The organism is Pseudomonas sp. KCJK9000, from assembly GCF_046230725.1.
Lineage (GTDB): Bacteria > Pseudomonadota > Gammaproteobacteria > Pseudomonadales > Pseudomonadaceae > Aquipseudomonas > Aquipseudomonas promysalinigenes.
The window spans coordinates 1-10,344 of the sequence record NZ_JBJJLN010000089.1; the positions used below are offsets into that span (position 1 = coordinate 1).

Here is a 10,344-nt window from a genome sequence, read left to right on the forward strand (position 1 = left end):
TAAACCTATTTCAGGACTAGACACCCTGCATTCAGCAAAGCCACTGTGTGCGGGTTCACCGGCGATTGGGCTGTAAGGCTACAGCCGCATTCACGCGAGAACCCGCTCCTAAAAGTGATCAGTGCAGCTTCAGACGCGGTTCGGTGCCTCGGCCAATCTTGCTGCCCAACATCATCAGCGCGGTGCGGAAGAACCCGTAAAGCGCCATCTGGTGCATGCGGTACAACGACACGTAGAACATCCGCGCCAGCCACCCCTCCAGCTTGACGCTGCCCATCAGGTTACCCATCAAGTTGCCGACCGCCGAGAAGCGCGACAGCGATACCAGTGAGCCGTAGTCCTTGTACGCGTAGGTCGGCAGTGGTTTGTTTTCCAGGCGCGCCTTCAAGCTTTGCGCCAGCATCGAAGCCTGCTGGTGCGCGGCCTGGGCGCGTGGGGGAACATTCCGGTCGCTGTCTGGTTGCGGGCACGCGGCGCAGTCACCGAAGGCGAAGATATCGTCATCGCGGGTGGTTTGCAGGGTAGGGCGCACCACCAGCTGATTGATACGGTTGGTTTCCAGGCCATCGATATCCTTCAGGAAGGCCGGCGCGCGAATGCCTGCCGCCCAGACCTTGAGGCTGGCCTGAATCACTTCACCATCCTTGGTTTTCAGGCCATCTTCGGTCACTTCACTGACCGCGGCATTGGTCATCACCTTGACACCGAGCTTTTCCAGGGTCTTGTGGACCGGCACGCTGATACGCTCAGGCAACGCCGGCAATACACGCGGCCCGGCCTCGATGATCGTGATATGCATGTCCTTGGGCTGGATGCGGTCCAGGCCATAAGCCGCCAGCTCGTGGGCGGCGTGGTGCAGCTCGGCTGCCAGCTCCACGCCCGTGGCCCCTGCGCCGACGATGGCCACGCTGATCTTTTCGCTGGCTACATCACCAGCGTGCGCACGCAGGTAGTGGTTCAGCAACTGCTGGTGGAAGCGCTCGGCTTGCTTGCGGGTATCGAGGAACAGGCAGTGCTGCGCTGCGCCCAGGGTGCCGAAGTCGTTGGTGTTGGACCCCACCGCAATCACCAGGGTGTCATAGCCCAGCACGCGCGCAGGCAACAATTCGCGGCCCTCTTCATCAAGGGTTGCGGCCAGTTGGATCTGTTTGCCCTCACGGTCCAGGCCGCTCATGCGGCCCAGCTGGAAGTTGAAGTGGTTCCACTTGGCTTGGGCCACGTAGTTCAGCTCGTCTTCCGAGGAGTTCAGCGAGCCGGCGGCCACTTCGTGCAGCAGTGGTTTCCAGATGTGGGTGAGGTTGGCGTCGACCAGGGTGATTTCGGCCTGCTTGCGCTTGCCCAGGCTTTTACCCAGGCGGGTCGCCAGTTCCAGGCCGCCGGCGCCGCCGCCGACAATCACGATGCGATGAGTCATGGGGATATCTCATAAGGTTTACGGAATTCTTGGCCCAAAGGGCCGGCCGCAAACTGCACGAGGGGAGGGCGAGCGCCAGGCAGCTCATAGCACCAGTCCACTCAGCAGGCGGCTGACGAGGCCCAACCCGATGGTCACCGCCAGCACCAGCACAAGGAGCAGCCAGGGCCGAAAAGGCCGGCGCTCGACTTGATGCTGAGGGGCTTGCAGGTACTCATCGACACGACGCTGATCTTCCGGGTTCAGGCGGCTGGTCATGGTGGGCCTCGTCAGGTAGACGTTTGAGACTGCACGAACGCCACAGTGTTCATGCACGAACCTCACACAGAGGATAATGCTTTGCATCCCTGGCGCCGAGTCTACGCCATCGCAAAGAGTCTCGGCAGTGGATCAAAGACTGATGCCTACATCGAACACGATGCTACGCCCCAGGTTGCTGCGCAGAAAATCTGGCGCATCAGGGTGGGCGAACAGCACCCGGGCGAACGTTGGCCCAACCAGCGACAGCGAGCGCCAGCCCTGGCGCAGGTATTCGGTGGGCGGTGGGAAATGCGTGTTGAGGTCGAGCACCTCACGCTTGAGGCTGGCGAAGGCGATGATGTCCAACTCGCCCAGCTCCAGCCCGCGCTCGCGATAGTTGTGGGCCTTCTTGCGCAGGGTCGGCGCCAGGCGCGCAAGCAGCTCGGTGGCAGCAATACGTCGGGGGCGCGTCTGGCGCCGTACCAACTGCGCCAGAGAAAAGGCACTGCGCCGACGCTGCAGCTCTTCTCGCCATTCGTCGTTCAGCCGGCGGCCCTCGTCGAGCACGAAAAACACTTCGAATGCGGCATCGCGAAAAAGCACGTCCGGCGGCTCCTGGCCGGCGGGGGTGAAGTCATCGCTGCGGTAAGGAATGTTCAGCCCTTGCAACAGGCGCTGGCACACCCACCGCTCCCGCTCCCATTTACGGGCGTTGGATAAAAAGGCATTGGCTTGTTCGGCCTGGATGGTAAGCAGGCGCAGGTAGTCGGAGTCATCCATGGGTACTAGCTTAGCTTGCAATTGTGACCGTAAGGCCCTGTTCGACCATGGGAATCGGCATCAGGGTATAGACTCGAAATAGACCTGCCCGGAGCAAGCTGCCTGTGATCAGCGCCTACGTTCTGTCTGCTGTCACCATGACCCTCGGTTGGCTGGGGTACCTTGCCTTGTTGATTTGGGCAGCATCACGTACGCGGTGGATAGAACTGTGCACGGATCGGCGCCGTCAGCACCTGCTGTTTGGTACGGTGTTCTGCTTGTTTGCCCTGTGGCTGGTGCGGCGTGATTTCGATACCGGTGTGTCGTATCACTTCATCGGCATGACGGCGGTGACCTTGCTGCTGGACTGGCCCCTGGCGGTGCTCGGGGGCTTTCTCGCCCAGCTTGGCTTGCTGGTGCTAGGGCGGCAGGACGTGGCAGCGCTTGGGGTCAACGGGTTGCTGCTGGTGGGCTTGCCGGTGTTGATTACCGAGGTGTGCGCGATCTTGGTCGAGCGTGCGCAGCCGCGTAACCTGTTCGTGTACATCTTCTGTTCGGGTTTTTTCCCCGCTGCGCTGACGGTGCTGATTTGCCTGCCGGTAGCATTAGGGGTGCTATGGCTGGATGGCCGCTTCGCTATGCCAGAGTGGCTCAGCGACTTTATCGGCTACCTGTGGTTGATGATGTTTCCGGAGGCATTCATCAACGGTACGGTGATCAGCGCCTTGGTGGTGTTTTGCCCGGACTGGCTGGAAACGTTCAACCGCACCCGGTATTTGCAGGCGCCGTGGAAGGATGACGAGCGCGGATGAATGTATCGACTGTGCCGAGCACTTCGCGAGCAAACCCGCGCAGAGGCCGGTAGAAGGGTTTACCTGCCATGCGCCCGGTACAGCTACATCATGCTCAGTGCCGCGGCTCTAGTTCCCCGGAAAACAGCTCGTCTTCGGCGTCCGGGGCCACCGGAATCTTGTGCTCTTCTGCCGCCCAGGCGCCCAGGTCGATCAGCTTGCAGCGATCGGAACAAAACGGCCGGAACGTGCTTTTATCGTTCCATTCCACAGGTGCGCCACAGGTCGGGCAATCGACGGTCAATGGCTGGCTCATGGCTGGCCTCCTCGTAAAGTCAGGTAAAAGTGGTGCAAGCGGTCAATCTGCGTGTACAGCGCGGCCAGGTCGGCATTGTTGTTCACCACGTCGTCAGCATGAGCCAGACGCTCCTCACGGGCCAGCTGCGCCTTGAGGATGGCCTGCACCTGCTCGGGGCTGGTGTTGTCCCGGGCCAGGGTGCGTGCCACCTGGATTTCCTGCGGCACATCGATGATCAGCACGCGCTGGACCTTCTGATGTTGGCCCGATTCGATAAGCAGCGGCGACACATAAACCGCATAGGGCGACTGCGCCTTGGCCAGGTAGCTGAAGATTTCCTGGCCGATCAGTGGGTGCAGCAGTTGCTCCAGCCACTTGCGCTGAGCCGGGTCGGCAAAGATCAGTTGGCGCAAGGCCGCACGATCCAGTTGCCCATCGCCCTGCAACACGCCGGGGCCAAAACGCTCGACGATGCTGGCCAGTGCCGGGCGGCCAGGTTCGACTACCCAGCGCGCCGCTTGATCGGCATCGACCAAGTGCACGCCAAGCTCGACGAAACGCTCGGCGGCGGCGCTCTTGCCGCTGCCGATGCCGCCGGTTAGCCCGAGAATCCAGGGGGTGAAGGCCTTGCTGGTCATCACATTCCAAACAGTTGCAGGTAGAAGGCGTATATTTCATCACCCCAGAGCACAGCAATCCACCCCGCAGTTGCCAGATAAGGGCCAAAGGCGATGGCAGTACTGGCCGATTGCTTGCGTAGGCGCAGCAGGCACAAGCCCGCGACCACACCGATCAGCGATGATAACAGCATGGTCATCGGTAATACCTGCCAGCCGCCCCACGCGCCGATGAGCGCCAATAGCTTGAAATCGCCATAGCCCATGCCTTCCTTGCCGGTGACCAGCTTGAATACCCAGTACACCGACCACAGGCTGAGGTATCCGGCCACCGCGCCCCAGAGGGCATCGGGCAATGCGACCAGCATATCGAAGGCGTTGACCATTAAACCCAGCCATAGCGTCGGCAGCACCAGCACATCAGGCAAAAGCTGTTGGTCCTGGTCGATCAGGCTCAGTGCCAACAGGCTCCAGGTCAGCATCAGCAGGGCAAGGGCCTGGAGGCTGACACCAGAATGCCATGCCACCGCCATGGACAATAATGCACAGGCCACTTCGACCAGTGGATAGCGGGCACTGATCGGCTGCTTGCAAGCCGAGCAGCGTCCGCGCAATGCCAGGTAACTGATTACCGGAATGTTCTCCCATGCGCGAATCGCATGCTTGCATGGTGGGCAGTGGGAAGCGGGTAGAAGCAGGTCGAAGCGCTCGTGCTGCCGGGTAGGCAAGCCCAGCACCTGCTGCGCCTCACGCTGCCACTGGCGCTCGAGCATGATCGGCAGGCGATGCACCAGTACATTGAGAAAACTGCCCATCAGCAGCCCGAGTACCGCTGCCAGGCAAATGAAATATGACGGCTGTTCCGCCAGTGCAGTCCAGGCGGCCATGTTCAGATCAAGCTACCCAGTTGGAAGATCGGCAGGTACATCGCCACCACCAGCCCGCCTACCAACACCCCCAGCACCACCACGATGGCCGGCTCCAGCAGGCCGGTCAATTGATCCAGGGCATGACGCACCTGTTCTTCGTAATGGCTGGCTGACTTGTCCAGCATCTGGTCCAGCGTTCCGCTGGATTCCCCAATCGCCGTAAGTTGCACCAGCAAAGGTGGGAACAGTGGATCACTGGCCATTGCCTGGTTCAGCGCCTGCCCGTTGGCCATGCCAAGGCGTAGCCGCTGCACCGCTTGTTCATGCAGATCGTTGCCACAGGCCCTGGCTACCGTCACCAACGCATCCAGCAACGGCACCCCTGCTGTGTAGGAAGTGGCCAGGGTTCGTGCGAAACGCGCCAGCGCCGCTTGGCTCAGCAGCTTGCCGAACACAGGAATGCGCAAGGCCCTGGCAGTTATCCACAAGCGCGCTGGCGCATGCTTCCGATACAGCCGGGCCACGCCAAAACCCAAACCAAACGTGATCGACAACAGCAACGGCCCGAACCGTCCCAGGCCTGTGGACAAGTCGATCACCCATTGGGTGAAGGCTGGTAAAGCAGTGTCGAAACCGGCAAACAATTGCTCGAAGCGCGGGATCACTTCCAGTAACAGAACTGCCGAAACACCCAGGCCGGTCAGCAACAGCAGCAGCGGGTACAGCATTGCCTTACGTACCCGTTTACGCAGCAACTGATGCTGCTCGAGCATCCCCGCCAGTTGTTCCAGCTGCCGATCGAGCGTCCCTGATTGTTCCCCCACGCGTACCAGGTTGCAGTACAAATCATCGAACCACGCCGGATGGCGCTGCAGCGCATCCGCCAGGCCCAGCCCAGATCCCACATCCCGTTTCAATTTATCCAGCAAGGCTGCCTGCCCGGCACTGCAACCACTGCGGCCCATCACTTCGAAGGCCTGCAACAGCGGCACCCCGGCCCTGAGCAAGGTCGCCAATTGCCGGCTGAAGCCCGCTGGGTCGGCTTTTTCCCGTGGCTTGGGCAAGCGCCACTGCAAGCCCCCCGCTGGGCGCAGGCTTACCACGCGAATGCCCTGGCGCTGCAAACCGGCCCGGGCATAAGCCGGGCTGCGCCCACTCACTTGGCCACTGACCGTAGCGCCGCTGGCGTCGGTCCCACGCCAGGAATAGAGATGCGTCGATGGGTTCATGCAAAGGTCCTTTTAGCTCGTGCGACAAGCCTGGAAACAGCTTGCCGCGTCCATGAGCGGGCGTATGTCCGTGTCGCTCACTAGAGTAGTTCAGCGAAGCGCGGCCCTTGCCGAGCAGGGGTGACAAAAGGTGTCTGTTCAGGCCTACTGCGCCGCTGCCAGTTGAGGGCGAGCCTGACCTTCACTCGAACCCGTATCAAAAAGGAAATCGTTCATGAAAGGGCAACGCGGTATCACCCTGATCGAACTGATGATCGTCGTCGCGATCATCGGCATTCTGGCGACCATCGCCCTCCCGATGTACACCAACCACCAGGCCCGCACCAAGGCGGCAGCGGGGCTGCTGGAAATCAGTGCGCTGAAGACGGCGATGGAGCTGCGCTTGAATGAGGGCAAGGATGTCAGCAACGTAGCCGAGTTGGGCGGCCAACCGGCTACGGCGAACTGTGCTATCACGGTCAGCAGCAAGGCGTCGGACGGGGCAGGCAGTATCGAATGTACATTGGTCGATGCCCCGGCCAATGCATTGGGCAAGCGCCTTACCCTGAGCCGCTCCCCGACGGGTTGGAGCTGCGCGACCGATATCGACGAGGACCTGGCGCCCAAAGGTTGCAAAGCGTCCTGAAGTAAAGGGAATAACGCCGGGGAAACAGGGGTTTACGTGACCGGGGCGGCAGTGGTACGTTGCGCTACACGCCGGTGTAGCTCAGTCGGTAGAGCAGCGCACTCGTAACGCGAAGGTCGCAGGTTCGATTCCTGTCTCCGGCACCATCCAGCTGTTCCGATACGCCTCTCCTTGTATACGGAACCCCCTGAAAAGCCCGCCAAGTGCGGGCTTTCTTGTTTCTACCTGTCTCGCTCTGTCTCTAGTGAGGAAGACAGGGTGATGTCACCCTAGGCGAAACTACCAATATTGATCGACTCGACGAGCGCCAGTGCGTGAGAACGACACGCTGTCTAGAAATCGACAGGGTGGGCTGGCTTCCCGAGGCGGTACAGAGTCGGCCAAGCACTGCCGCCGTTGTCCGCGAGGACTAGCCGGCCTGGCAGCGGATCAGGGGCAGACCCATGGTGGCCTGACCCTGGCGGCGAAGGCGCGCCAGGCCGGGGTGGGCCAGCAGGTCTGACGAAAAAGCGCAGGAGCAACGAAAATGTGCAGGTGTCGTAGACCCAGCAGCTGACCGAGCTGCCTGCCGTGAACTACCCGGGTACTGGGTAGTTATCAGATAATCAGGCGTCCAGCTCACCAGCCTGAGCATCGCGACTAGTGTCTTGCCGAGTGCTGTATGGGCCGCCATCAGTCACTGAAAGCGGCCATGATTGCGTCCACGACCACACGTACTCTGGTGGTGTGGGCCAAGTCCTGATGTAGAACCAGCCACGCTTCATAGGACTTGGCCCGATGACGATCAGGCCATAACCGCACCAGTTCAGAATCACGCCGGGCTACATATTCTGGTAACTCGCCTAAGGCCAGGCCAGCGCGTACGAAGGTCGCCAGCATCAGGCTTGAATCCAGTTCAGCGACCACGCGGCCTTGAGCTCTGGATTCGCCTGCCAGTGTCTCGTCCTGGCGCACTGTCACGCCTTCTTGGTAAAGCGCAATGTCGTGGCCTGCAAAAGCTTCTCCAGGCCTCGGCTCCCCGTGTTGCTCCAAGTAACTCCGGGTTGCGTACAGGCCAACATCCCAGCGAGCGAGTTGCCGCACGATCAGGTCGGGTTGCTCCGGTCGCAAGGTGCGCACGGCAACATCGGCTTCCCTGCGTCCTAGGTCGAGCAGCCGTGTGGTAGTGGTCAAGATCACGCGCACCTCGGGGTGGCTGGCACGTAGCCGCTCGATGGCCGGTACAACGAAATCCACGGCGAGTGCATCGGTGGTTGTCACACGCACCTCGCCAGAGGCGTGCGTGTCGGTGCCTTCACCGCGCCGCTCGAAGGAGACGGCCATGCGCTCCATGCCTTCGGCCATACGCACTACCTGCTGGCCGGTGTCGGTCAATACCAAGCCACCAGTGCTGCGCAGGAACAGCCGACTGCCCAGAGCCTGCTCCAACCCGGCCAGGCGCCGGCTTACCGTAGTCTGGTCGATGGTCAGATGTTGGGCCGCACCGCGGAGGGTGCCGGCACGCTGTACCGCCAGGAAAATCCGTATGTCGTCCCAGTTCATCTCCGCTCTTCACCTTGTTGCAAATATGCAGCCATAGAATGCTTTTTCATGCATTTTCGCATTTAAGGCATCTCTTTAACATAGTGTTCATTCCGTTGAACCCTTGATCTGCAACTAATCCAAACCGGTTGCTTGGGAGCGCCATGCCTCGTTTATCTTTTATCCTGACCGTTGCCATGCTGAGTACATTTGGTCTCATTGCTTCGGATATCTACCTTCCCGCCATGCCGAGCATGACTACCGAGTTCGATATCGCCGACTGGCAAATGCCGCAGACGGTTTCTTTCTACCTGCTGGCACTGGCTATCTCGCAACTGGCTTACGGTCCGTTGTCTGACCGTCACGGCCGCAAGCCAGTGGTGCTGGCCGGTGGTGTGCTCTACCTGATCGGTTCTCTGGGCTGCGCGGCGTCGGGCAGCTATGTAGGCTTCCTGGCTTGGCGTATGGTTGAAGCGGTTGGAGCGGCAGCGGGACTGGTCATCGGCCGGGCGCTTATTGCCGATACCTGCGATAAGCGCATCTCGGCCAAGGTCTATGCGGTGGTTTATCCAATAGTGTCGCTGTCGCCGGCTTTGGCTCCGGCTATTGGCGGGCATTTGGCCGTCGCGTTTGGGTGGCGGGCCGACTTCCTGTTCGTGGCGGCCTTTGGCGCTGTGGCGCTGCTGATGGCGTTGACGTTACTGCCTGAAACGCTGCCCGTGTCGGCGCGCACTCGAACTTCTCCTTTTGCCGGATTTAGCCATGTGCTACGCGACCGGACCTTTCGCCGCTATACGCTGGTGGTCTGCACGATCTACTGCGCGTGGTTCGTATATCTGACGCAGTCGCCGTTCCTATTCGTACGGGCGGGATTGAGCGAAGAGCAGAGTGGCTGGCTGTATTTGCCGCTGACGGCAGGCATCGTTGGCGCGAACTTGCTGGCGAAGCGATTGCTTGACCGCTGGCCCTACGACCGCATCGTCACTGTCGGCATTGCATGTTTTGTACTCGGCGGCACAGCGTTTCTCACTGCCGCGGCATTGGGGTGGTCTGGCGCGGCGGCCGTGGTACTGCCAATGTGCCTAGTCAGCCTTGCTAACGGATCGTCGCTGTCGCTGGCGGTCTCCGGTGCCATCGCCAGCGAGCATGGGTATGCGGCTACTGCGTCGGGATTGGTTGGGTTCTGCCAGATCGGCAGCGCTGCGCTTATGGCAATGGTCGTGAGCGCGGCTTTCGGCACGAGCTTTAGCGTACTCGGCGGCGCGGTACTGGTGTTTAGTCTGCTCGCATTGTCCGCATGTTTACCATTCTCTCTGCAAACAACATCGGGCGCGTAGTTGATAGCCCCATGAGATAGCCCTCACAAGGTTTCTTCAGGATGGCCTTTGGTATTGGCTCAGGCGCTTCGGTCTGGCGTACGATGTAGCACAAGACCATCAGGCAGATGGGGCTTTGAATACGGGATTTCCCGTAATTGCCTGCCAAGGGATTGCTGTCATAGCAACACCCGCCGGCGAGCAGCCACGGTCATTAGGTGGTGAAACGCCACCCCCACCGTTTCGGGGGAGTGGTGCCCGGCTATACACAACCCCCTTGGCATCGACTTGGTTGCTATGTTCACACCCGGAATGGCGGGCATGTAGTTCCCCGGTGGGGGTGAACGATCCTCCACCCGTGGCCTACCCGCGCCAGGTGCCGCTCACTACCCCCGCGGCGGGATGGTGGATGGAGTAGCATGCCAAGGGCTGGGTGGAGGTACTTTTCGTTTTAGGTGTATGTTTAGGTATACAGTGGTAGCGTCAAGCTATCTATGGTCCTTATTTTGCTGGGTGAAAGGTGCCCGATTCGACTCCTGTCTCCGTACCAGTTCAGGTTCCAGCGAAGGCTACCGAAATCTTTGGAACCCCCGTAAAACCCGCCTTCTGGCGTAATGCTGTTCACTTAAGCTTAGAGGTTCGACGTGAGCTCTTCGGTGGAGCGC

General features: G+C 60.6%; 11 protein-coding genes and 1 tRNA gene. 4 read left to right on the forward strand and 8 right to left on the reverse strand.

The window, feature by feature from the left end:
• Positions 1–118 precede the first annotated feature (118 nt).
• From ACK59H_RS21925 to ACK59H_RS21935, 3 genes are all read right to left on the reverse strand, one after another.
• On the reverse strand, positions 119–1,414 hold the full coding sequence (locus ACK59H_RS21925) for an NAD(P)/FAD-dependent oxidoreductase (RefSeq protein ID WP_060480584.1): 1,296 nt from the start codon (positions 1,412–1,414) through the stop codon (positions 119–121).
• An 84-nt stretch (positions 1,415–1,498) separates the two neighbouring features.
• Positions 1,499–1,672 carry a DUF3094 domain-containing protein gene (locus ACK59H_RS21930; protein WP_054886115.1) on the reverse strand — a complete coding sequence of 58 codons (174 nt, stop codon included), beginning with the start codon at positions 1,670–1,672 and terminating at the stop codon, positions 1,499–1,501.
• Positions 1,673–1,804: 132 nt separating this feature from the next.
• Positions 1,805–2,434, reverse strand: coding sequence for a DUF1780 domain-containing protein (locus ACK59H_RS21935; RefSeq protein ID WP_060480583.1), 630 nt, complete (start codon positions 2,432–2,434; stop codon positions 1,805–1,807).
• 104 nt (positions 2,435–2,538) lie between these two features.
• Between ACK59H_RS21935 and ACK59H_RS21940 the strand changes: the two genes are divergently transcribed.
• Entirely contained in the window at positions 2,539–3,225 is a 687-nt protein-coding gene (locus tag ACK59H_RS21940) for an energy-coupling factor ABC transporter permease (protein WP_081016720.1), read from the forward strand.
• Positions 3,226–3,319: 94 nt separating this feature from the next.
• Here ACK59H_RS21940 and yacG read toward each other — a convergent pair whose 3' ends face one another.
• From yacG to ACK59H_RS21960, 4 genes are read right to left on the reverse strand one after another with little or no spacing between them, the layout of a single operon-like run.
• Positions 3,320–3,520 (reverse strand): DNA gyrase inhibitor YacG, encoded by a 201-nt coding sequence (gene yacG / locus ACK59H_RS21945; RefSeq protein WP_060480582.1) that lies wholly within the window; start codon positions 3,518–3,520, stop codon positions 3,320–3,322.
• Positions 3,517–4,140: a dephospho-CoA kinase gene (gene coaE, locus ACK59H_RS21950; RefSeq protein WP_060480581.1), complete on the reverse strand. Its 624-nt coding sequence runs from the start codon at positions 4,138–4,140 to the stop codon at positions 3,517–3,519. The genes yacG and coaE overlap by 4 nt, the downstream gene beginning before the upstream one ends.
• Entirely contained in the window at positions 4,140–5,006 is an 867-nt protein-coding gene (locus tag ACK59H_RS21955) for an A24 family peptidase (RefSeq protein ID WP_060480580.1), read from the reverse strand. The genes coaE and ACK59H_RS21955 overlap by 1 nt, the downstream gene beginning before the upstream one ends.
• Positions 5,007–5,008: 2 nt before the next feature.
• A complete protein-coding gene (locus ACK59H_RS21960) occupies positions 5,009–6,217 on the reverse strand; it encodes a type II secretion system F family protein (protein ID WP_060480579.1) in 1,209 nt (402 codons plus the stop codon).
• A 214-nt stretch (positions 6,218–6,431) separates the two neighbouring features.
• Between ACK59H_RS21960 and ACK59H_RS21965 the strand changes: the two genes are divergently transcribed.
• Both ACK59H_RS21965 and ACK59H_RS21970 read left to right on the forward strand, forming a co-directional pair.
• A complete protein-coding gene (locus tag ACK59H_RS21965; protein ID WP_060480578.1) occupies positions 6,432–6,842 on the forward strand; it encodes a pilin in 411 nt (136 codons plus the stop codon).
• Positions 6,843–6,912: 70 nt separating this feature from the next.
• Positions 6,913–6,988, forward strand: a tRNA-Thr gene (locus tag ACK59H_RS21970).
• 526 nt (positions 6,989–7,514) lie between these two features.
• On the opposite strand, the gene ACK59H_RS21975 is transcribed toward ACK59H_RS21970, so the two are convergent.
• Positions 7,515–8,384 (reverse strand): LysR family transcriptional regulator, encoded by an 870-nt coding sequence (locus ACK59H_RS21975; protein WP_060480577.1) that lies wholly within the window; start codon positions 8,382–8,384, stop codon positions 7,515–7,517.
• A 143-nt stretch (positions 8,385–8,527) separates the two neighbouring features.
• On the opposite strand from ACK59H_RS21975, the gene ACK59H_RS21980 reads away from it, so the two are divergent.
• On the forward strand, positions 8,528–9,700 hold the full coding sequence (locus tag ACK59H_RS21980) for a multidrug effflux MFS transporter (RefSeq protein ID WP_060480576.1): 1,173 nt from the start codon (positions 8,528–8,530) through the stop codon (positions 9,698–9,700).
• Positions 9,701–10,344 lie beyond the last annotated feature (644 nt).

Bases quoted from the DNA above. Each gene is read 5' to 3' on its own strand.
- ACK59H_RS21925 (WP_060480584.1), bottom strand. From the start codon at position 1,414: ATGACTCATCGCATCGTGATTGTCGGCGGCGGCGCCGGCGGCCTGGAA.
- ACK59H_RS21930 (WP_054886115.1), bottom strand. From the start codon at position 1,672: ATGACCAGCCGCCTGAACCCGGAAGATCAGCGTCGTGTCGATGAGTAC.
- ACK59H_RS21935 (WP_060480583.1), bottom strand. From the start codon at position 2,434: ATGGATGACTCCGACTACCTGCGCCTGCTTACCATCCAGGCCGAACAA.
- yacG (WP_060480582.1), bottom strand. From the start codon at position 3,520: ATGAGCCAGCCATTGACCGTCGATTGCCCGACCTGTGGCGCACCTGTG.
- coaE (WP_060480581.1), bottom strand. From the start codon at position 4,140: ATGACCAGCAAGGCCTTCACCCCCTGGATTCTCGGGCTAACCGGCGGC.
- ACK59H_RS21955 (WP_060480580.1), bottom strand. From the start codon at position 5,006: ATGGCCGCCTGGACTGCACTGGCGGAACAGCCGTCATATTTCATTTGC.
- ACK59H_RS21960 (WP_060480579.1), bottom strand. From the start codon at position 6,217: ATGAACCCATCGACGCATCTCTATTCCTGGCGTGGGACCGACGCCAGC.
- ACK59H_RS21965 (WP_060480578.1), top strand. From the start codon at position 6,432: ATGAAAGGGCAACGCGGTATCACCCTGATCGAACTGATGATCGTCGTC.
- ACK59H_RS21975 (WP_060480577.1), bottom strand. From the start codon at position 8,384: ATGAACTGGGACGACATACGGATTTTCCTGGCGGTACAGCGTGCCGGC.
- ACK59H_RS21980 (WP_060480576.1), top strand. From the start codon at position 8,528: ATGCCTCGTTTATCTTTTATCCTGACCGTTGCCATGCTGAGTACATTT.